Below are 21,864 nucleotides of genomic sequence, written 5' to 3' on the forward strand. Positions count from 1 at the left end.
GGTTTTGACTTGTTTCACAATATAAATGATTAAATCGAGTTCGCTTCCGGCTCCAATTGTTGCACCCACATCAAGTATGAAGTGAGGTTCCTGTCATCATCGAGCGGGTGAAATAAGGCTCTCTTCCAGGGGAGTGCAATAATCTATCCATCATTGTCTTCATAAATTATAGGCTTCCTTTCCACCATAAAAGGAATCAATTTGCGAAATGCGATCGTGCTTGCACCCTGCCATCACGTTGATAAGCTTCATAGTCTTTCCTGAAGGTGAGGGGGCCCACATGCTTAATCATTTTCCTTTTGAATTTATTATATTTGAATTCGTAGGACTCGCAAGCCGCAGCTATCCTGGAGCAGCACTCTCGAAAAATATCCCTGCTGCTTTGGTCATCCGTCATATTTATCCCTCCCAGTAGCCACCGGATTCTCATTGCCACCGATCTAGTCGCTCCAACTGCCCGTAAACAGCTTCTATTCGCGAGCTTACCTCTTTCAACCCGATGTTATCATGTTTATGATTCATAAATAAGTACGAAGAATAAACCGGATACGTTCGATTCATCCCCTGTAACTAAATCAAAATCAATCATGTGATTTGATCCAAACACGAAGCGGACCTATTGTTGTCCACCCCGAAATGAGAGCTGCCGTAAGACCATCACCTTTTTCATATCCAACCATTTTCATCCCAGGGAAATACCTTGAAATAATTGGGGCAATATCTGACCAAACTTTTATATTGCCGTTTGAAAATACATTCGATATCCCTATTGCATCGGCACTCAAGTTAGCAATAAATCCTGATAGCTCACCATTGTACTCGTGTAAAAAGATCTTCACATCTTTATGCTCTAATAGCTTTGGTTTTATTATGTTTTGCAATCCGCTTGCGTAAGTCCACTTTGCTAAATCTTCCTCGGTTGATACGACGGCCCATTCCGTGTGAACAGGAACACCGCCAGCAACCGGGTCATGACGAATCCATTCTGCATCAAATAATACTTTAAAACCGTATGGCACCATATTGAGATTAGCAAAACTATCTTTAATACTGAATACTTCTCTATTTCCAATAAGGGTATTAACTTCATCACTTGTGGCCTGCCTACTTGAAGTAATGAGATCAGGGTATAGTTCGGGTGCTTTAGAATGCAGTCCCCAAATACGTTCACTTGAAATTTGAGTTAATCCGTGTGTCTCACTAACAATCCCGCACCATACAATATTATTTAGTACCGCATAATCTAGGTCATTCAATTATATCCCCCTCTGGTTTACAAACGTTTTTGTAGTTGACTTAATATAATTATTGTACGAAGGGCTGTCCAAAATGTTGGTAAAGTTTAATTTAGTATTAAACTATCCTGCCCGTTAGCTTAATGTAGCATTGTCAGTCTAACACTTTATTTTTCAGTCTAGAACTTCATTTTCTTTTGACAGCAGCTTATTTTGAGCAGCTCTGTCACCAATGGCTATAATTAACGTTTATCATTAAATATTTATTGCATTTCATTAATTGATCATTTAGTATATGTTGTAAGTTCACATGAAAAGGAGATTGCGTATGAACGGAATAGAATTCAAAGCCAAACCTGGCTTCAACAGAATGCACATTGCACTTATGATCGGATACTGGGGAGGAATCGGGCTGCTCATTGCATTCGTCTGTTTCAATCTATGGATCGGATTAAAGCCTCCGGAGATATTCCATGCAGAGAAGGGAATCGCGCACTGGTTCTTTTCAGTACCGTTATCGGATACGGTGACGAAGAGCGTCATGGTGCCTTTCACTTATTTTCAAGCGATAAATCCAAGCATGTTCCATGCCAAGAACGCTTATCTGGTCGTCAGCTTGACCAATGTCACGCTCGTTTTCTGTGCCTACATCTACTCGATCGGCCAGATTCGCTATATAATAGGAAGCATACTTAGCGGAAGCAGCCCATTTAGCCTAGCGAATGCCGCCCGTCTGAAAAGGCTGGGAATCGTTGTTATCCTGTATTCTTTGCTGGCGAAGCTCATTCTCAATATTCTGATCTGCCTGTTCGTTACTCACCTCTTTTCAATCAATCTGGGTGGTATCTCTTTAATCGGAATTATCATCGGCATACTAGTGCTGTTCGTCTCCGAGATTTTCAAATATGGCGCTCTTCTGCAGGAAGAGCATGATTCGACTTTATGAGAATGGAGATTGATGAGAGTGCCGATTATTATACGTCTGGACAGGGTTCTGGCCGACAAAAAAATGAAATTGAATGACCTGGCCGACAAGGTAGGGATCTCGAACGTCAACCTGTCCAATCTAAAGACGGGGAAAGTGAAGGCGATCCGGTTCTCCACCCTGGAATCGATCTGTGAAATTCTAGACTGTCAGCCGGGAGACATTCTGGAATTTGTTCCGGCTGACAGCGACAGCAGTGAAATTGATTGAAGGGCTATCCTCCCTTTAATTGTATTTTTGGCATGTTTATCAGGGGATCCTTTGTTGATCGAAAGTTGATTACTATGGTCTGTTCTTGACTCAGTGGGAGCCTTGGGGCTCCCTTTCTGTTATATAAAAGCATGTCATGGCGACTGCCCCATGGGAGGTGCGCTCAAGACAAAGTACACATAGATTAACTCACTCTTCTTGTTGACTTTTCGTAGACTAGGAATATCTCAGAGTATGGTGACCGGGGGTACACCACCTTAGTCCTAACAAAAAGAACCCGCGCCCAGCGCGGGTTCTTCCACGTTATTCCTCACCAGTAGCCACCGGATTCTCCGGATACGAAATCCAGTCGCTCCAGCTTCTTACTCCCCCACGAACCCCCATGCTCGGAATGTTCCAAAGGCAAAAGGTGGGGGTTCCAATCAGCGCGGCGGGAATGCCTCGGAGGATATGCCAGCGCCTATGTGCAACGACCTCCCTTGGCTACGCTTGGGAGGACTTGTGGAGCAAGAAGCTCGTGAGGACGGGGCTGGCGGAACAGTTTGGTTTGAGCCGGGGCAAGTCATCCACCTGTGGCTGGGTCAAGCCGAACGGAACGCCAACAAAAGGCCCAGTGAAGCAAGGTAGCACCCGGAGGGTGGATGGGCTGGGTTGTGGACGGATGACGGCTGTAGCTAATTGATATCTGTCGAACCTCACCGAAAACGACGATCATACCTACCTTGACAGGCCGACCAAACATCTCATACAATGCCCTATAAAATTCAAGGGCATGGTTCACCTGGGTTTTATCTTTTCACGGGTTTGTCCCGCTGGAGGCTGTCTGTACTCTGGTCGAGTTTACGGATCATCGCAGCCTCCTACCCAAACAACAGAAAGCCGCCCTTTCTGCACTCAGGTTAGGCGGCTTTCGCTGTTTACGGTTACTTCGGCGCATATGTTTTGAAAACCTCCGTCAAAACGTTGATCGCCATTTGGATTTCTTTCTCATCCCTGTTCAGCAGCAGGAAAAACGCTTCTTGCAACGTTTTCTCCTTCTCCGTCAGCGGTTTGTCATAGTCCCGTACGTACCCGAACAACTCACCTGTGTCAACGCCAAGAGTTTCAGCAACCTTCGCCAGATTCGCCAGCGAAACGTTCCGCTCCCCGCGTTCCAGACCTCCGACGTACGAAAAGTGAAATCCGGCGCGTTCGCCAAGCTCTTCCTGTGACAAGCCCCGCTCTTTACGCAGTTCTCTGATCTTACCTCCAACCAATTTCAATATTGTATCCGACATCTTCGCAACACCCCATACTTGGAGTGTAGACAAGCGACAGGTACGAAGTAATAGGTTTAATCGTATCAAAATTATTTATAATACTAAAACATGCATGTTTTCTGTATAATACTTTCCGACACTATTTTTCAATACAATACTTTTGGACATAAAAGGCACGATAATTGTCGAAGAGTAAGCCTTCATGTTTTAATGGAATTTTTTCAATATTATATTGCGAAGGAGAATATGGATGAATCAAGAACAGAAGGGACAAGCCAGTAAGAACGAACAGGCTACACAGGGAAGGGAGGCCAAGCAATCGGATAGGAAAAAGCTACTTCTCATGGCGGGGGCAGTTGTAATTGTTATATTGGCATTCATTGTCGGATCATTTACTCGAAATGATGATAAGAAGATTGTCGGAGAACAGCCCCTACAATGGGGACAGAAGAAGCAGGAAGAGGCTAAGGTCCAACAGAAAACGGAAGAGGCGATCAACGATTATCTAACCGCTATTCGGAACAAGGACTACGAGAAAGCAGCAAATTACATATCTGATAACGCGAAGTCAATGGATGGTAAGCTAAAAGAAAACCCTGCGGAGTGGGGATATCGGGAATTTAAGTCGGAACCATTAGTGAGGGCACGTTAAACCAGAAGTAGAGGATTTGGTTCGTGGACTTAAGGCAGACTGACGCAACATCAGCAAAGCGGCTCCGAAAAACGGAGAACTTGCCGCGTCAGTCCCTTTTGCCGCTGTTCGTTGAGCGAAACACCTGACGCGGTGGTTTTTCCGGCATGGACAAAAACTGTGGCTGCCGTTGTAACCTCTCCAACGTTTTCCCGAAATATCTATTATTATCGCGAATAATTACCAGACAATGTTAGCCATTATGCCCCGCACAGCACTATCTGAAGGTACTTAGGCACACAAGCTCAAGAAGATCATCACGAAAAGCTCAAAGGATCTATACGTTGAATCGCGATTATTATGGTTCTGCATATAGGTTTGGATTAGGCTCGTTTTGGCGCGTTTCAACACCTCTGCACCTGAACTGGTTACATGCCGACGAGTGGGCTGTTTTGCGCGTGTTGCTCTTGCAGATCGCGGTTGTTCAATTGGACGTACTTCCGTACCATGGAAATATCGTGGTGACCGAGTATCTTTTGCAACGAAAAAAGGTCGCCGCCGTTCATGAGGTACAGCTTGACGAACGTGTGCCGGAACGTGTGCGGAGAGACACGAACGCCAGTGATATCTGCGTTTTCGCCATGAAAACGGATGCGTTCGTATGCCTGGTTGTACGTCAAAGGCTTGCCGTTGTTCGAGAGAAACAGCTGGAAGAGCATCGGCTGGCAAACTGCTTTTGGTTTTCTTGGGCAAGCGCGGCGAGAAGCTCGGCAGTACGATTACTTATAGGTACAGAGCGCGACGTACCGTTCTTGGCAATGTTGGCACGGACAGTAATCGTTCTGTCGACACCGTTCAGATCGTCCACGGTCAGACTCAATGCCTCGTTGATCCGAAGTCCGGTGTCGAAAAGCAAGATGAGTAGAGCATAGTCGCGGAAACCAAGGTACGTCCGTTGGTTTGGTGCAGCAAGCAGTTGCAGCACTTGCTCCTTCTCGAAAGCTCCGATAGTGTCCTCTTTGACCTTTTGTAGCTTAACACGGGAGGCAAGGTCGGCTTTCAGGTATCCTTCATCGTGGAGGAACCGAAGGAAACATTTGAGCGTTCGGGCTCGGATGTTTACTGTGGCCGGAGACAAGCCTTTGGCTGTGTTGTGGCTCTGCAACGTTGGGTGTCCGGAGTACAATGCTTGTTCGGTCAGCATATGCCCGACGTACTGGCGAACGTGGTCAGCAGTCAGTTCTTCCAGCTTGAGCGTTGGATACTGATCGACCAACCAACGTTGTAGGTACCGATAGTGACTTTCGTGGTCGGTAATCGTTCGAGGCTTCAATCCTTCCGTTTTCTTGGCTCGGAGAAACAGAGTGAAGTAGTAATCAAGCGGATGCTGTAAGGTAATCGGAGCATAAGTCAACCGTTCGCTTGTTGTGGTTGCCGTGAGCATATGAATCACTCCTCTCAAAATGGATGCAAAAAAACCGCCAAGGTAATGGCGGCTGATTAGTTGAGTATTATACATAAATTATATTTTCATCGGCTTCACTTTAACAAGTTAACTTATGGACATTTTCTATAACCAAATTAAACTACTTCCAAGTGTGCACGGAGAACATCGGTATGTTGTTTCTAGGGGTACTTGTTTGAACAGTGATACGATGGTGGTCAAAAAGTTCATTGTCAGTACCATGACAACACATCTTATATTTCTTTCCAGAGTTACAGGGGCAAAGTTGATTGCGACCCACCCCAATGAATTCTTTCTTTCGTTCCTTTAGAAAGTCAAGATTCCAATCATCGTATGGACCGGAAATCTGAGTTAACAGAGTGTCTAGCATTGAGTAGTTATATTCCATACCTTGAGGGAAAAGCACCGTATACTTATCAAAGGGGTTTGTCACAATTGCTATAGCCAGAAATTCAGCATCCTGAATAATACGACCGCATTGCTCTCCGTTATAGATCTCCCCAATCCGGTGACCGCAAGGTCTCCTTAAAGAAACGGTAGCTCCGCATATTGAGCAGCTAGCCCGTTTTACAATCATCTCGCGACTCATAAAATATTGGTATGGAAACAACTTTTGATACTGAAAAATCATCTTATCATAGAATGGCAAATGAAAATTATTATCTTGGAAGTCCAAATGCTTTCTGAGGAAGGATAGTTCTATGTCGGTACGATCAAAAGCTAGCCACGCATCAAAATGTTTCTTTTCTTGCAAATTCCGAAAGGCAGATAAGTATCCTCGAATTACTTTATAGACTTGTTCAATGCACCAAATTTCTTTTGCTGCAGACTGATTGTTTTGAGATACTTCAATAGCCTTTAGTGATTTGAGATGGGTGGGGATATCTTCATTGAGAACGGTGCCCCGAAAATTATGCAAATAATCTTTAATAGCTAATATATCCATACCAATGACCTACTCGTCCAAGAGATTAATTGCTTTTATTGTCGATTCAAATTTGTCAGCGTCGCCTTCATATGAAATTCTTTTCGATTTCCCCTCTGTCTCCACAATTAGATTCACCTTGACTTTTAGGTCAGTTCGTCGAGACTTCATTTTATCGTATAGATAGTTAGTTATCAGCCCAGTAACAATAGGAAAAGCGACAACAGTCATTATGATATTCGGTATGTTTATAAGGTCAGCGTGGAGTTCCAGCTCATGAAACTGTTCATCTGAAGCGCAAATATCAAAGGTAACCTCAGTACCATTTGAAGCATCCTGAACGTATTGAAAGAACACCACAGATTCTTCAGGGAAAAGTGGGTTATTATGATCACGGAAACCTTCATCATATGGAATGATCAGAGCATTCGCGCGCTGTATTTCTTCGGCATGCTCCTTAGGGAAATAAGGTTTCTCATATATATCACTGAATGTCAATTCGATATCGGTTACTTCTATTTTAGAAACTTCTTTACTTTCATGAATCACAGCAATTCCAGTCCCTTCCACGATTTGGATGCTTTTATTATACGGTCACCAATTAAAGAGTTGCAATATATAAATAGACTTGCAAACAACAATCAACAAGTTGCAAACAGCCGTCATCCGTCCACAACCCAGCCCATCCACCCTCCGGGTTCTACCTTGCTTCACTTGGTCTTTTGTTGGCGTTCCGTTCGGCTTGGTCCAGCCACAGGTGGATGGCTTTCCTTGGCTCAAACCATATTGTTCCGCCAGCCCCGTCCTCCACGAGCTTCTTGCTCCACAAGTCCTCCCAAGCGTAGCCAAGGGAGGTCGTTGCACATGGATGCTTGCATGTCCTCCGAGGTATTCCCGCCGCGCTGATCGGAACCCCTACTTTTTGACGTTGGAACTATTCAAGAATGGGGATTCGTGGGGGATAAGAAGCTGGAGCGACTGGTTTTCGTATCCGGAGAATCCGATCGAGACGAGGGAAGAGTAAGAGCTGAGAGGCCGCGTCGGACGCGAGTTTGGGGGCTGCAACAGGTTGGGATCAAGTGACCTGTCGCGGCCCTCTTTGTGCTTCTTTGCAAACAATTTGCAAACATGAAGTCGGCGAAAGCAGTTGTAGGAACCTCGGAGACAACCACAGTCCAGCAGTCGGGTCAGGTGGTTGTTGAGTAAGTGGAAAGATCAAAAGCATTATTCAGCCACAACCCCTGTAAGGTCAAAAGCGAGCGCTTAGCTTTTAAGAGGATTAATTATTTATTAGTGTTTTCTTGTTGTCACTTCACTGCCACCTGCTGTCACCTACTGTCACTGTGGTGGCAGTTCCGCGCACTCCTTTTCTGCGGCTCCGAGCTTCAGTTTTGTCACACTGTCACCTGTTGCCCCCTGTTCCGGGCTACTTGTTGTTATGCTACCTTGTTCTTCGGTTCACATCTTTCCCTCCGGGTGACAACGTGACAAAACTTGTTTCGCTGAACGTAGGCGGCGGCTTCCGTCCACTGCCACCGCCGTGACAACAAGTGGCAGTCAACCGGGACAAAGGTATGCCCAAGTGACTGCCACGAATTTTGGTGATGTGCTGCTTATGGTGACAAAGGATCAAGAACGGACGGTTGCTGCTGAAGCAAATGGTTTCAATCACCAGATCCCTTTGATTTCATTTTCCAACTTAAAGCACAGTACCCTAAGCGAATCTAGCAAATCTTCTTTGTTGAATTTATTTTCTATAAAATGCATCTTTCTCTTATGTTGAATTCGATCGACGTATCTATCGATAATATTAAAGTCGCTGTTGCTCCAGCCTGCTTCCCTTAGGTTTATTTCAATAAACGGAGGGAGTACGTCGGTTGTACCATCACGAATCATAACCCTCATTTTCATTGAATCGAAAACTTGATATAACTTTTCGTCAGCAGTAACAAATATAGGAACAGTGTTGTTCTTTCCAAAAGTCTGACTTACTAGAGTTGGAAATGTGAGATCTATGGAAGCATTCCATATTGCATGTAACGCCTTGCTAATATCCCTTCCTAGTTTGTGAATAAGTTTTTTGACTTCACTGCTTCCTCCAAAATAATGGTATCCAAAGAGTAAATTTGCTCCCCCTACAAGGTTTACACCATTATCTAAAAAATCGACGTACTCAATCATTTTCTCGACAGTTGTCTTGTTGGTTTGCTTGTCTAATATTAACAGCTTTAACAAACTAGAATAGTTTACGAATAGAAGACTCTGAAAGGAGCTATTACTCTCAAGACTATCTAATTTTGAGTCCTTCAGGCTACTTGTATCTTTAACGGGTGGGGTAAATTTTATTAGCTTGCTATGTTCTAACATTTCAAAATAACTTAATGAAAAAAGTCCGCCAATACATGAGGTCATCTCTTGCACTTTAACCCTGTTAATAGAGAAGTCATTCTTATTACGGCAGGCTTCTTCGATTCCCAAAGAATAATCAACAATCAAGTCATGGATTTCAATATACTTAAGCAGATCACGTAATGTATCCCAGATATTATCAGGCCTATTTACAATACTTTGAGGCTCTCGATAAAAATCTCTTAACAAGATACAAAGATTTGTATCAAGGAATAGTTCAATATAACGGGGAGGGACTTTATTGACTAATTCATCAAATGTTTGGATTTTATCATGAATATACATTGAGCTTAAATAGAGCTTCATTATCTCACCAAATGTTATTTTTTATATATCAAGACTATTGCCTCCGTAGTAAGTTGTCAATTTTTTCTGCTGCTTCTTGCTGAAGTGTCGGGAACAGGTGCGAATACCTATCGAGCGTTATCATAATCGAAGAGTGACCCAGCCGCTCTGAAACAGCCTTCGGGTGTATCCCCGCCTTGAGCAACAGACTCGCGTGCGTGTGCCGGAGGTCATGTAACCTGATTTTTGGCAGACCAGACTTCCGGAGCAAGTCCAACCAACGCGTTTCTAAAAAGTACGGGCTGACCGGGAATCCGTTTCTCGTCTGCACAACCAAGCCATGATCGTTGTACTCCGTTCCGTTCTTCTCAGCCTTCTGCCGGTCTTCTTCAAGCACGAGGCGATGTTTCTTGAGGGCTTCGACTGTCTGCTGAGGTAAAACAATCGTTCGGATACCAGCGGCAGTCTTGGGTTCCTGAAAGATGTGACCGACACTGCCGCGAGTATATGACCGGCACCGATAGCTTCCCTGTTGTCAGGTCTATGTCCTCCCACTTCACTCCGAGAACCTCGCCACGTCTCATACCTGTTGTCGCTGCTAGCAAAAAGATGATGTGATATCGGCTGTTCTTCGTGAAATCCAAAAACTGCATTAATTCCTCGTCCGTCCAAGTCTTCGTTTGACTCTTAGGTATCTGTGGCGGCTTCACCAGTCGAGCAACATTCTTAACTAGCAGTTCCCATTTGACTGCAGTCTCCAGCGCATCGTGCAAAATCTTATGAACGTGGTTGATCGTTTGTGGAGACAATCGCTTTTCGCCGCTTCCAAGCCGCTCGTACATGCTCACCAGATGTTGCGGTGACACGTTGACCATCTTGATCTGACCAAGCTGTGGAATGATATGATAGTTGACCAGCCACCGATACGTCTTATACGTGCCGGGACGAATATTCATCTGCTTCTGTGCCAACCACGACGTAAAGAATGTCGCCACGTCGTCCTTGGTCGGCTCGATATAAGTATCGGTATTTAATTCGTGTAATACCTTAGCGAGTGCCTTCTCTGCATCAGCTTTGGTTTCGTACCCTCCCTTAGACTTCTGCCGACGCTTACCCTCGCTGTTCTTCCCGATCTCGACTACCCACGACCACTTGTTACCACGCTTCGATACAACCTCTCATCCGATCTACCTCCTACGTATACTCAAATTTAGCCGCAAAAAAGAGCCTTCCGCTTCGTGAAAAGCGAAAAGGCTCATGTTTTTTAGCTACTGTTCTTGTTGGCTCACCTAAGCGGTTACCAACAACCGTTTGGGTCGAAGCTAGACAACCCCTGTTTTTCCGTTACGATGTTTGCCGCATTCACAGGTTGTGGCTGAGTTCAAACCCAAGCAGCCACCCTATCTTGCAGCAGTAACAGAACCCAAACGGTCTACCCCTAATACCAGAAAACACGCAAATAATCCAGTCGTCAATTATTGGTCAACAAAGGTCGAAACAGACGGGATATCGCGAGACACGGCGCGGGCGCTTCTGCCGAAGGGCCTTGCTCACCTCCAAGCAGAGCGTGTAGAATGCCTTACCGACCCAAGCGGCTACCCCTGCACCTAGAGCTACGTAGCTGTCGGTCGAGTTGAGCCTCGGGGAGTGAAGCCTATAGACCCGCCCGACACAAGAAAAGAGAGACACCAGATCTAGGAATCGGTTGCCTCTCTCATGTACCGCTTAACCTTAATGAATTATACCGTCATTTTACAACAGCACCCAGCGGCAAGCAATCTGTTAGAGACGCTGATAAACGAAGAGGAGGAATGTGCATTGAATATAGAAGATTTGTTAGGAGAGGCTGAACAGGAACCAAATGAACCAATCGATATAACTACCGAAGAAGGATTCAAGAAATATATCATGGGCAACCGCGATCTTCCACCCGAGAACATTAGACGAAGAATCTATCACACTCACGACACGGACAAAATCCGTAGGTTCACAGAAATCTATGTTGATGTCCTGATAACCCGAACGGAAATTGACGAGTCAGCCAAAGAAGCGTTCATGCAAAAGGTAATCGACGGCTACACCTTGACCTATAACGAAGATCTCTATCCGGACAAAAGCTACTCGCAGATGAAGCGCCTATCCGATCAAGTCAAAAAGCAGTTAAGGCAGCCATAACAAATGTTGTTACCCAATGCTCAATCCGTCATATCGGAGCAAGCTGATGGGATGTATGCGATTCGAGCAAAAGGCATCGGCAGAATTACGAACTTTACAATTCGTCCGATATATATTGTCCTTTATGAAACGGAGACATTAGAGGAGCAAGTCACAACCGAAGATTTGGCGTGTTCGTGATTATTAGCAAACATCGTGTATCAGGAAAAGAAGCTCGATCAACCGTAGAACTGCGTTCCTATAACTTCTATACCGCTTCGAGTCTGCGCGAAATACTTCGAGAGAAGAAGGTGCACGGTGCTTTTGTTTATGGTTCCGATCAAGAGATTGGGCAACTTGGAGAGTACCTGTTCTTTGAAGCTGCTGCCACTGAGCGTACAGGCATAAACACAATAGGAATAGAGCGTTTGGATTCAGGTGAAGCCGTCGTCGTTACCCGCAGAAGGTATATAACAGTCGCGGAGACGAACAGCCTGATATGGTATATGTCCGTGATGAAGTCGTAAGCATCCCAGAGATTATGAAGCTACAAGGACTAGGCTATGATGCGGACTCGTGGAAGCATTTTGTACTACCACTCTTCACCGAGAATGTTCTGTCGCTCCATAAGCGATCAACCATGATAACCATACTGGGCTGGCTCATGTCGTTACCTTTCGAGACGATTATTCGGACAGACGGGAACCTGGGCGGCTTTCCACATCTGGCGGTTAGCGGTGTAAACGGAGGAGGGAAAACTGGGCTAATCAGTACATTGATGTCATTCATGGGCTACGGAGCGAGTTCGGAGATCGCTAACTTCGGTACGCAATTCGCAAACAGTCAAGCGATAGGTACGAGCTATCATATCCCCGTCCCTTTTGATGAATTCCGGCCTCATGAATGGGTACAGACGCAACGCAACTCGGTAGAACGTCTATTACGGGAGTCATATAACCGGGGGTATTCTTCAAAAGGACAAAAAGACTTAAGCACAAGAAGATTTGATTACCGGAACGCGATCATCTTTATTGGTCAGATGGGCACATCCGATCAAGCCATTGCCGAGCGTGTTGTTCCTGTCAATGTGGATGTGAACTTCCTTAAGTCAAAGGGTTCAAAGGTAGCGAAAGAAACCTATCACCTACTCAACAACATAGAAGACAAGCGCTTTTGGACAGGCTATCTTCTTTGGTGCGCGAGACAGGATACAGTCGATGTATTAGCCGTATACGAGAAAAGCAAACAAATGATTGCAGCGAAGTACCCGCAATTAAAGGAACGTGAGATTGGTAACTATGCTGTTGTATCGCTTGGTTTGTACTACTTCAAGAAGCTGGCTGATGAGCATGGATTGAACTGCCATTATTTCGAGGAAGAAATCCATGATGTTGTTGATACAATAGTCGAGCATGCAGAGGCAACACTCGGCAACAAAGTCGATGAGCTTTGGCAGTTCCTTAACGATTTTGCGTATTGTGGGAACACCCACGGTAACAGCAAGGGGAACATATTCGGAATCGGAAAGACAGTGATGGTATATCAGCCAAACGCTGATAAGAAAGACGTATATGGTAAAGATGGCGAACGGAAAGCAGAAGTCCGTGGCCGTAAAGTATTGCTCATTAAGATCGCAGATGCAATCCAAACGCTCCATAGTATAGGCATTAAGAACAAGTACGATGAAAAGATGCTGATGCCGATCATAATGAGCTACTTCCAGAATGCTCAAACAAATGGCGGTGACGGACTAGTACTTGCTCCACAAGGTTACCGCGTTGCGGGTGGGCGTTATACCGCGTTCAATTGGGAAGAAGTTAGGGAGATTTTCGACTTCGTTGAAGAACTACAGTCGGATGCCAATATCAAACAAGCAGCAATCGACCTATCAAGGGGGATAAAGCAAGAACAGCCAACTGTAGGTGAAATACCCACAAGTCATTAACATCTCTTAATATCGACTAGGTGTTAGAGCAGACTTCCATTATTTAAGCCGCTGTCTATAAACAGCGGCTTAATCTCCCTCACTGTATACTCGCACAATATGGTAAAATATATTACATAACTATTCATTGGTCAAGGAGGAAGTTTTATGACTCCATTAAATGAGCTAATACAATCTTTCAAAGATAAACGAGTTATTCCTTTTATCGGAGCAGGGTTTTCCAAATCTTGTGGTTTCCCGTCTTGGTATGAACTCATAGAGCATCTTCTTGAGCATTTTGATGTAGATACGTATGACGCTTCAGATAATATTGACTTGCTTAGAGTTGCTGAATACTTAAAGATTATTAATGGTAATGAGATTGGTCCGATCCGAGCAGAGATTGAACGATTATTCAACCGATATTCTATAGATATCACAGAATCAGATCTGCACTTACATCTGGTGAGTCTGGGTGCACCAATTATTTACACAACTAACTACGACAACTTAATAGAAAATACATATAAGGAGCTAGGTTTACCCTATCAGCAAGTAGTTACAACAAGAGATATTGTAAAGTCAATATCGAATACCTCTACTCAAATAGTCAAGTTTCATGGTTCTTTTGAATATGAAAAAACCATAGTCCTTACTGAATCCGACTATTTTAATAGATTAGAATTTGAATCTCCCATAGACATAAAGTTACGGTCGGACCTCATTGGAAGAAGTATTCTTTTTATGGGATATAGTTTTTCCGACTTAAATATTCGATATATTTGGTACAAGTTGAAAAACATGATGAAGACGGTAAATGAATTTGAGAAACCTAAATCATTCATTTTACTATCTGAATCGGATAAAATAATGAGCACTTTGTTTCAAAATATTGGGATTATACCAATTAGTCTTTCAGACTTTGATGGTGACGATATTACTGAGAAGATTTCTGACTTTTTACAACGACTCGTTTACGACGTACACTTTAAGTCGACTGATAAAGCAGAAAACGTGATACTTGTAACCAAAACCCAAGTAGGAAAATTTATATATGCATTAGAATCAAGAAATGAACAGGAGATAAATGCATACACTAAAATTATTTCTAGATCCAACATATGTAACAATCATCTACGTTATTTGCTCACTGATGACTTTGCTGTTCATGGTCAGTCCCTTGGACTTTGGTTTGATGTGATTGTCGATGTAAATAATGAAACCAGGTACAATATCATTCATTTCATGCACAAACTAAACGAAGAATATGGACTGCACAATTGCTTCTCTGACATCTTGATTCTATGCTTTCTTAGATACCCAGAGGTCAGAAGCCTCGAAATGCAAAACAACTGGCAAACATTAAATATGTTATTTCAAGGAATGAAACTTGAAGCCATTACGGAATTTCAAATACTATTCGACGCCTTAACTTGGGCACATAGCTGTGAGGATTTAAGAAAAGATACAACCTTTTACTTTATTTTTATTATACATGAGTATTTCAAAGATAAATTAAGTCAGATTATCCATGATCCTTGTGTGTATGATGATCCCGATGATTCTGATTTACCTAAGGAATATTTTAATATCACACCTCAATTTGTTCTTGAATATATACAATCAAAGGCAGAATGGTTGCCGGACATTGAGTTCATAATCGAGAATATAAATAGTTTCGATAGAATACTTGAAGCACTTGGAGGGACTAACCAAGGAGTAAATGAGTTCATTTGGGATTACAAATCGATTGATAAGGAAACCGCGGAAAAGATATTATTAGTGTCCTGATTTCCTTTGTCACCATAAGCAGCACATCACCAAAATTCGTGGCAGGCACTTGGGCATACCTTTGTCCCGGTTGACTGCCACTTGTTGTCACGGCGGTGGCAGTGGACGGAAGCCGCCGCCTACTTCAGCGAAACAAGTTTTGTCACGTTGTCACCCGGAGGGAAAGATGTGAACCGAAGAACAAGGTAGCATAACAACAAGTAGCCCGGAACAGGGGACAACAGGTGACAGCGTGACAAAACTGAAGCTCGGAGCCGCAGAAAAGGAGTGCGCGGAACTGCCACCACAGTGACAGCAGGTGGCAGTGAAGTGACAACAAGAAAACACAATAATAAATAATCAATCTTCTTAAAAGCTAAGCGCTCGCTTTTGACCTTACAGGGGTTGTGGCTGAATAATGCTTTTGATCTTTCCACTTACTCAACAACCACCTGACCCGACTGCTGGACTGTGGTTGTCTCCGAGGTTCCTACAACTGCTTTCGCCGACTTCATGTTTGCAAATTGTTTGCAAAGAAGAACAAAGATGGCTGCAACAGGTCACTTGCTCACCACCTGTCACAGCCCCCAAACCCGCGTCCGACGCGGCCTCTCGGCTCTTACTCTTCTCCCGTCGCCACCGGATTCTCCGGATACGAAATCCAGTCGCTCCAGCTTCCCGGGTACAGCTTCACCTTCGTAAGCCCCAGCTCATGCAGGGCCAGCACGTTCGGACAGGCGCTGACACCCGAGCCGCAGTAGACGATCACATCCCGGCCAGCTTCCGCGGCCTGGATGATGTCGGGGTAATACTCCCTGAGCTGCTCTGCGCTCTTCCAGGCGCCGTGCTCATCCAGCACGCCCTTCCAGAAGCGGTTCGCCGCGCCGGGAATATGCCCTGCGCGGGCATCCATCGGCTCCTCCTCGCCGATGTAGCGCTTCGCTTCGCGCGAATCCACCAGCAGCGCGCCGGCATCCCCGGCGGCAGAGGCTTCGTGGACCTCGCTGACGTCGGCCCACAGCTTACGCTGCGGATGGGCCACGAACGTCTGCGGAATGACCACCCGCGTCTCGGCGGTAACCGGATAGCCCGCCGCCTGCCAGGCGGAGAAGCCTTCCCCGAGCACATGGACATGCTCGTGCCCCGCATAACGAAGCAGCCACCACAGCCTTGCCGCGTACATGCCGCCCTGGTCGTCATAGGCGACAACTCTGGAGTCCGGGCCAATCCCGGCCTCACCGAGCCGCTGTGCGAGCTGCTCCATGTCCGGCAGCGGATGGCGTCCGCCGTGCGGTCCTACGGGACCGGACAAGTCCGCCTCCAGATCAAGGTAGACGGCGCCGGGAATATGCCCGGCTTCATAGGCCTGCCGTCCGGCTTCCGGCTTGTCAAGCTGGAAGCGGCAGTCCACGATGACAAGATCGTGGTCATACAGCCGGGCGAGCAGCCAGTTTTTTGCAACAATCGTAGACATCTGATCTCCTCCTCATAAGGGTTACTTCTTACGCCCGCGCACCCGCGCGGACTTCTACACCCGCGGCTCGGCGCCTGCGGGCTGCTTGCCAATCCATCCCAGGTATGCGCGATTGCGGTATATCCTGCTGTAAAGCGGGAATTGTGATGAGTCCTAGTATAATCAGATCCCGGTTCGTGCACAGGGCGTGGATCATCTTGTGGCAGGCCTTGCACAGCTGTGCCGTAGGAAGATGGCTGCCGCCTATCCTCGCGCGGGGTCAGATGGTGTCGTCTCAAGCTTACTTCCCCCGCATAATTCACGGGCTCCCAGGCTTGGACCATCCCACAATCTACTTCCTGACCTCGAAGAACTGGCAGTCCTTGCGTGAATAGTAGGCGAGGTCGCTGACACTGGACTGTACGATGATTGTCTGCTCGTCGAACCGGATGATAACGCTGCCGGATTCCACCAGGTGGTCATCCTTGAATACACGGATGCGGGACTGCCGGTCCATCGCTTCCTGAAAGTCCTGTTCGGTCAGCAGAGGTCTGCGGATCGTCATGATGAAATCTCCTTTACAAGTACGGTTATGGATAAACATATCATAAAAGGGCTTTGGGATGCGAACGAAGACTCGGATCTGAATGAAGACGGGACAAGGCGGGGCGGTGTGAAGCTCCCAGGGAGCTGCATGGGCTGCATGGCGCCTTGCATCACCTGACAGAGCAGTCGGCAGGGCCCCAGAATCCTTTTGACTTCGAATAGGAACAGTAAGTACAATAGAACAAATCATTTACTGAACCTACAGTTTCAAAGACTAGGAGTGGCTTGAATTTATGGACATTAACGGATTAAGACAACATAGGCAGTATCCGGATAACATCGGACAGGAGCATGCGCGCGCTGCTTATGAACGGGACTATTCACGTCTCATTCACTCCCCAACGTTCCGCCGGCTGCAGGGGAAATCCCAGGTGTTCGGGGCCGGAACCGGGGATTATTACCGTACGCGATTGACCCATTCGCTGGAAGTTGCCCAGATTGCTAGAGAGGCCGCCAAAAGCCTGATCCGGTCTTATCCCGGCATTGATACGGCAAGAGCCGGAAACCCTGGGCTGATCATTGATCCGGAGGTGGTGGAGTGTGCGGCGATTAGCCACGACTTCGGACATCCGCCCTTCGGCCATAAAGGGGAGGAAGTGCTTGCCAGCCTGTTGAACGGGCTGATTGAGGAGAAGGTTCAGCAGGAGCTGAAGCGCGGCGGGGCAGCCCGCCGGGATGAAGAGGAGATCCGCCGGAAGCTGAGACTGAAGTACGAGCATTTTGAAGGGAACGCCCATAACTTCCGGCTGATTATGTTTCTGGAGAAGCGGGAGAATATCGACGGGCTGAATTTGTCGGATGCCGTCCTGCTCGGGACGAACAAATATCCTTTTCCGGGTACCCAGAACCCGAAGGGCATGTACAAGCATGAGTGGCAGTATATCTCGGAGATCCGCAGCCTGTGGGGAATTCCACAGGGCAAGAAGACGCTGGAGGCCCAGCTCATGGACCTCTGTGATGATATCGCTTATTCGGCGCATGATCTGGAGGACGGGATCAAGGCGGGCAAGATTGAGGTGCATGAGCATTTCATGCAGGACCCGCACATTCAGCAGCTGATCGTGGAGAAGGTCAACACCTTGGAAGACCCTTGCTGGCAGGGCTGGGATGACGAGCGAATCCGTGCGAAAGCTGAAGAGGTGCTGACGGCTTTCCTGAGAGTCTGGAACGAGAAGCTGCCGATCTGCGGTTATGACAAGTCCCGTACCCGGCGTGAGGTCAAAGCTTACTGGGTCAGCCTGTTTGTGGGAAGCCTTGGGGTGATTCCGGACGGGAACTGGCAGCAGGTGACCTTTGTCAAGAATGGCGAGGAGGATGAGGACATGCTGAGAACCGTCAGCGTGCTGAAGAGCTTCGCCTGGGTGACCATGATCCGCGATCTGCGGGTGCAGCGGCTTCAGAAGCGGAGTGCATGGATCATTAAGCGGCTGTGGGACGCCTTCCTCGATCCACACACCTCCAAATCCATCATTCCGGGGGACTGGCTGCGGCGCTTTGACGAGGACCAGAAGCGGGAGCACCCGATCTGGACCTGGGAGCACATGATTGTGGATTATATCGCCGGCATGACCGACGCGTACGCCGAGAAAATCTACAATGAATTGTACGGCCTCAAGGTCGGAACGATTTATGATCTGGATTAAAATAGGAAGAACCCACCGGGCTCGGCGGGTTCTTTGGGATTACAGCGGTGGATTCGCATGGCATCTCCGGCATACCGGATAATAAGCCTCGTTTCCCCCGATTTGAATCTGCTCCCCGTTATACACGGGCTTGCCGTTCTCGACACGAAGGTTCATGGTGGCCTTGCGTTCACAGAACCAGCAGATCGTCTTCATTTCTTCCAGCTTGTCCGCATAGATCAGCATCTGTTCACTGCCCTCGAACAGCCGGTTCTGAAAGTCATTCTTCAGCCCGAAGCCCATTACGGGAACATCCAGCTCATCCACGATGCGGGCAAGCTGCTGAATGCACTCTTTCTTCAGAAATTGGCATTCATCCACCAGAACACAGTAGGGCTTGGGCTTGTGATTCTTCACCATGCTGAAAATATCGGTATCATCATAGATCGGTATCGCTTCCCGCTGCATGCCGATCCGGGAGGACACGAATCCGATCTTATCCCTCGTATCGATGGCCGGGGTGAAGATCAGCACCGGCTTGTTCTGCTCCTCATAATTGTGAGCCACCTTAAGAATTTCAATGGACTTGCCGCTGTTCATAGCGCCGTACTTGAAGTATAGCTGTGCCAAATCGCATGTTCCTTTCCCTGCTGACAAATATCTTTATCAGCATAATCAACAGACTTGTCATTCGTCAATGAGAAGTCAAGGAAGTCTGAATGAATATAAGAAAAAGCAGACTGCCCGAAAGAGCAGATCTGCTTTTTTGTGATAAGCATGAATTTTACAGCTGCAGCATCTCAGATCAATCCTTGGCTGCGATTGTTTTCTCAGACGGACCAGCCGGGGACTGGTCTGTTCCAAGCATCATATCCAGCGCCGGATTTGTCACGCCGAAATAATACTTCTCGTCTTTAAAATGATGCAGCAGGTGATATTTCTTCATCCATTTTCCCCAGCGGGTCCGCGGCGTAATCGGACGGTGGGAGACATAATGCACCCACTCATAGAGCAGATGGTAGAGAGCTACGCCAACCATCAGCGCACTGCCGAGATGAATGCTTTGCAAGGCCAGGCAGAAGATAACCCAGAACAGAAGATGTACAGGCACATTGTATGTATTGGGGGTCAGCATATTTTCGAAATCTTGGGGATTCTCATGGTGTTTGTCGTGCCCCTCATGCGCTTTAGGCATCATTTTTGATAACCACCCATGCAGAATGTAGCGGTGGGAGACGTATTCCGTGATGAAGAAGACCAGCAGCCCTCCAGGCAGGGCAATCCACATCAAGGGACTATACGGTGTGATCACCGTGACAGCAGTATAGACGACAAGCATAAATGAAATGAACAGTACTCTTGAATCGGTGGCGAACTCTTTAAGGAGCAGCCGTTTCTTACTTTTCATATTTTGTTTCCCCTCTCTCATAATAGAACGAGTCTTACATCTCCGTCCCGTAAAAACTTCCATTATCTATAATAAATCACAATAGTTGATTTTTTGTCTACTCGACTAAAGTCCAGTGAGGGCCGTGTTGTTAGACAAATGGCTTTAATCTCATGCTTACACCCCTACTCCCGGAGTGATAGATTCCCATTTGCGGGTTCTACAGGGTTATGATAGATTAATGATTTTTAAGTAATAATAAATTTAATCAGATTAGGAGAGAGGCATGGCTCATAAAAGTAAAGAGAGAATCCCGGAAATTGAACTGCTCCGGGCAATCGCATTTATAGGTGTCGTGTTCCAGCATGCCGTTGCTCATTATGGCTACCTTCCCGGTGTCCAGCTTGCGGACGGAACATTGCTTGCACTGCTTGTCATTCTGTCCAAGTTCGCGGTCCCGGTGTTTATCTTCATAACGGGAATGGTCCTGTTCTATAATTATGATGGAGAGCTGGTCTACAGGTCATTTTTGAGTAAAAGACTTAAGGATATCGGGATTCCATTTCTAATATGGTCCCTCTTCTATATGGTCCTGAACCATGCTGTGCCCGGTGCAGTGTTTGGCGAAATTCTCGCAGCGGCAGAGCGCCTCGTGACAGGGAAATCCAGTTATCACCTGTGGTATGTGTTCATGATGATACAGTTCTATTTGCTCTTCCCGCTCTTCCGGCGGATCGTTGTGAAGGGGGCCGGCCGGCTGCGGCCGGGAACCCGCCCTTATGCTGTAGCTGCAGCTGGAGCTGCCTATCTTGGGCTTATGCCGCTGATTGGCATCATATCCGGAATGTTCACCAAGCTGGATATTCCGGTGTTTACACCGCTCTTCACCACCTACGCGGACCGGAATGTGCTGTATTATCTATTCTATTTCCTGCTTGGTGCGGCAGCAGGGATGAACGTGCCATATTGGCAGCGATGGGTGCGGCGGGGACAAGGCGTTTACTGGCCTGTTTTCATAGGAATGTCCGCTTATTTCTTCTACTACCTGGTTCAGGGGTTCCAGAAGGATGACGGGATCCAGATCAGTTTTGGCGGAGTCGCCCTGCTGCAGCCGCTGATGGTCATCTATTTGACCAGCTCAATCTTTGTCCTGTACCGGGTGGCCACAGCCCTGAAGGCGGGAGCCCATCCGATCGTGCTGCGGGTCTTGACCGGGGTCGGTATGCTCTCGTACGGGGCTTATCTCATGCATGCAGGAGTGCTTCGTCTGGCTTACATCGTTGAAGGCAGTTTGTTTGCAGGGTCCGGTGCTGCGGTTAGAACGTTGGCAGCTGCCGTGTTGTGTCTGGCCATGTGCTGCATGTTTACATGGGCCCTAGCCCGTCTTCCAATAGGCAAATGGCTTGTGGGTGTGCAGATTGCCCCACGGACTAGGCGGGCTTCTAAGGCCTCGGGCAAATCCGGGGCTGCGATGTAAGCCAGGCTTATCTTATGAAGATCAGTCTGTTCGTGTCTGCACACCCACATCATAATTGGGACAGCAG

Annotated in this window: 24 protein-coding genes; 11 read left to right on the forward strand and 13 right to left on the reverse strand. The window is 46.8% G+C overall.

From position 1 onward, the window contains the following. Window positions 1-280: 280 nt before the first annotated feature. A complete protein-coding gene (locus BN6628_RS26790) occupies window positions 281-415 on the forward strand; it encodes a hypothetical protein (RefSeq protein ID WP_262363145.1) in 135 nt (44 codons plus the stop codon). 166 nt (window positions 416-581) lie between these two features. Here the strand turns inward: BN6628_RS26790 and BN6628_RS05460 are convergent, their stop codons facing one another. Further along, window positions 582-1,256 carry a hypothetical protein gene (locus tag BN6628_RS05460; protein ID WP_068615348.1) on the reverse strand — a complete coding sequence of 225 codons (675 nt, stop codon included), beginning with the start codon at window positions 1,254-1,256 and terminating at the stop codon, window positions 582-584. A 307-nt stretch (window positions 1,257-1,563) separates the two neighbouring features. Here BN6628_RS05460 and BN6628_RS05465 point away from each other — a divergent pair, with 307 nt between their 5' ends. From BN6628_RS05465 to BN6628_RS26795, 3 genes are all read left to right on the forward strand, one after another. Then, complete coding sequence (locus BN6628_RS05465) at window positions 1,564-2,181, forward strand: DUF2975 domain-containing protein (RefSeq protein WP_068615350.1); 618 nt, start codon at window positions 1,564-1,566, stop codon at window positions 2,179-2,181. An 18-nt stretch (window positions 2,182-2,199) separates the two neighbouring features. Beyond that, the gene (locus BN6628_RS05470; RefSeq protein WP_068615353.1) at window positions 2,200-2,430 is read left to right on the forward strand and encodes a helix-turn-helix domain-containing protein; all 231 of its coding nucleotides are present in this window, start codon (window positions 2,200-2,202) and stop codon (window positions 2,428-2,430) included. Window positions 2,431-2,931: 501 nt separating this feature from the next. Then, window positions 2,932-3,057 (forward strand): hypothetical protein, encoded by a 126-nt coding sequence (locus BN6628_RS26795; protein WP_262363146.1) that lies wholly within the window; start codon window positions 2,932-2,934, stop codon window positions 3,055-3,057. 296 nt (window positions 3,058-3,353) lie between these two features. On the opposite strand, the gene BN6628_RS05475 is transcribed toward BN6628_RS26795, so the two are convergent. After that, entirely contained in the window at window positions 3,354-3,707 is a 354-nt protein-coding gene (locus BN6628_RS05475; protein ID WP_068615355.1) for a helix-turn-helix domain-containing protein, read from the reverse strand. Window positions 3,708-3,939: 232 nt separating this feature from the next. Between BN6628_RS05475 and BN6628_RS05480 the strand changes: the two genes are divergently transcribed. Beyond that, complete coding sequence (locus tag BN6628_RS05480; RefSeq protein WP_068615357.1) at window positions 3,940-4,341, forward strand: hypothetical protein; 402 nt, start codon at window positions 3,940-3,942, stop codon at window positions 4,339-4,341. Between the two features lie 407 nt (window positions 4,342-4,748). Here the strand turns inward: BN6628_RS05480 and BN6628_RS26800 are convergent, their stop codons facing one another. The 7 genes from BN6628_RS26800 to BN6628_RS25510 form a co-directional block, all read right to left on the reverse strand. Further along, window positions 4,749-5,039, reverse strand: coding sequence for a tyrosine-type recombinase/integrase (locus BN6628_RS26800; protein WP_068615359.1), 291 nt, complete (start codon window positions 5,037-5,039; stop codon window positions 4,749-4,751). Next, window positions 4,997-5,764, reverse strand: a complete 768-nt coding sequence (locus BN6628_RS05490; RefSeq protein ID WP_068615362.1) for a tyrosine-type recombinase/integrase — start codon at window positions 5,762-5,764, stop codon at window positions 4,997-4,999. The genes BN6628_RS26800 and BN6628_RS05490 overlap by 43 nt, the downstream gene beginning before the upstream one ends. 142 nt (window positions 5,765-5,906) lie before the next feature. Further along, window positions 5,907-6,731, reverse strand: a complete 825-nt coding sequence (locus BN6628_RS05495; protein ID WP_068615364.1) for a YecA family protein — start codon at window positions 6,729-6,731, stop codon at window positions 5,907-5,909. Between the two features lie 9 nt (window positions 6,732-6,740). Beyond that, complete coding sequence (locus BN6628_RS05500; protein WP_235847583.1) at window positions 6,741-7,280, reverse strand: hypothetical protein; 540 nt, start codon at window positions 7,278-7,280, stop codon at window positions 6,741-6,743. A 1,098-nt stretch (window positions 7,281-8,378) separates the two neighbouring features. Next, a complete protein-coding gene (locus tag BN6628_RS05505) occupies window positions 8,379-9,425 on the reverse strand; it encodes a hypothetical protein (RefSeq protein ID WP_068615368.1) in 1,047 nt (348 codons plus the stop codon). Between the two features lie 34 nt (window positions 9,426-9,459). Next, the gene (locus tag BN6628_RS26575) at window positions 9,460-9,801 is read right to left on the reverse strand and encodes a site-specific integrase (RefSeq protein WP_235847584.1); all 342 of its coding nucleotides are present in this window, start codon (window positions 9,799-9,801) and stop codon (window positions 9,460-9,462) included. Further along, window positions 9,794-10,537 (reverse strand): site-specific integrase, encoded by a 744-nt coding sequence (locus BN6628_RS25510; protein ID WP_235847712.1) that lies wholly within the window; start codon window positions 10,535-10,537, stop codon window positions 9,794-9,796. Before BN6628_RS25510 ends, BN6628_RS26575 begins: the two co-directional genes overlap by 8 nt. 685 nt (window positions 10,538-11,222) lie before the next feature. Here BN6628_RS25510 and BN6628_RS05520 point away from each other — a divergent pair. The 4 genes from BN6628_RS05520 to BN6628_RS05535 all read left to right on the forward strand — a co-directional run bounded on the left by BN6628_RS05520 (window position 11,223) and on the right by BN6628_RS05535 (window position 15,273). Continuing rightward, window positions 11,223-11,579 carry a hypothetical protein gene (locus BN6628_RS05520; protein ID WP_068615375.1) on the forward strand — a complete coding sequence of 119 codons (357 nt, stop codon included), beginning with the start codon at window positions 11,223-11,225 and terminating at the stop codon, window positions 11,577-11,579. Between the two features lie 170 nt (window positions 11,580-11,749). Beyond that, window positions 11,750-12,085: a hypothetical protein gene (locus tag BN6628_RS05525; RefSeq protein ID WP_148449262.1), complete on the forward strand. Its 336-nt coding sequence runs from the start codon at window positions 11,750-11,752 to the stop codon at window positions 12,083-12,085. Further along, window positions 12,058-13,503, forward strand: a complete 1,446-nt coding sequence (locus tag BN6628_RS05530) for a hypothetical protein (protein ID WP_068615378.1) — start codon at window positions 12,058-12,060, stop codon at window positions 13,501-13,503. The genes BN6628_RS05525 and BN6628_RS05530 overlap by 28 nt, the downstream gene beginning before the upstream one ends. A gap of 147 nt (window positions 13,504-13,650) precedes the next feature. Next, window positions 13,651-15,273: an SIR2 family protein gene (locus tag BN6628_RS05535; RefSeq protein WP_068615380.1), complete on the forward strand. Its 1,623-nt coding sequence runs from the start codon at window positions 13,651-13,653 to the stop codon at window positions 15,271-15,273. A 598-nt stretch (window positions 15,274-15,871) separates the two neighbouring features. Here BN6628_RS05535 and BN6628_RS05540 read toward each other — a convergent pair. Together BN6628_RS05540 and BN6628_RS05545 are read right to left on the reverse strand one after the other, a co-directional pair. Further along, the gene (locus tag BN6628_RS05540) at window positions 15,872-16,726 is read right to left on the reverse strand and encodes a sulfurtransferase (RefSeq protein ID WP_068615382.1); all 855 of its coding nucleotides are present in this window, start codon (window positions 16,724-16,726) and stop codon (window positions 15,872-15,874) included. Window positions 16,727-17,057: 331 nt separating this feature from the next. Beyond that, window positions 17,058-17,270 carry a hypothetical protein gene (locus BN6628_RS05545; RefSeq protein ID WP_068615384.1) on the reverse strand — a complete coding sequence of 71 codons (213 nt, stop codon included), beginning with the start codon at window positions 17,268-17,270 and terminating at the stop codon, window positions 17,058-17,060. A gap of 274 nt (window positions 17,271-17,544) precedes the next feature. Here BN6628_RS05545 and BN6628_RS05550 point away from each other — a divergent pair, with 274 nt between their 5' ends. Next, the gene (locus BN6628_RS05550; protein ID WP_068615386.1) at window positions 17,545-18,954 is read left to right on the forward strand and encodes a deoxyguanosinetriphosphate triphosphohydrolase family protein; all 1,410 of its coding nucleotides are present in this window, start codon (window positions 17,545-17,547) and stop codon (window positions 18,952-18,954) included. A gap of 39 nt (window positions 18,955-18,993) precedes the next feature. On the opposite strand, the gene BN6628_RS05555 is transcribed toward BN6628_RS05550, so the two are convergent. Together BN6628_RS05555 and BN6628_RS05560 are read right to left on the reverse strand one after the other, a co-directional pair. Then, complete coding sequence (locus tag BN6628_RS05555) at window positions 18,994-19,563, reverse strand: thymidine kinase (RefSeq protein ID WP_068615388.1); 570 nt, start codon at window positions 19,561-19,563, stop codon at window positions 18,994-18,996. 175 nt (window positions 19,564-19,738) lie between these two features. Further along, complete coding sequence (locus BN6628_RS05560; RefSeq protein ID WP_068615391.1) at window positions 19,739-20,341, reverse strand: sterol desaturase family protein; 603 nt, start codon at window positions 20,339-20,341, stop codon at window positions 19,739-19,741. A gap of 265 nt (window positions 20,342-20,606) precedes the next feature. Between BN6628_RS05560 and BN6628_RS05565 the strand changes: the two genes are divergently transcribed. Then, window positions 20,607-21,797, forward strand: a complete 1,191-nt coding sequence (locus BN6628_RS05565; RefSeq protein ID WP_068615393.1) for an acyltransferase — start codon at window positions 20,607-20,609, stop codon at window positions 21,795-21,797. Window positions 21,798-21,864 lie beyond the last annotated feature (67 nt).

Source organism: Paenibacillus tuaregi (assembly GCF_900086655.1).
Lineage (GTDB): Bacteria > Bacillota > Bacilli > Paenibacillales > Paenibacillaceae > Fontibacillus > Fontibacillus tuaregi.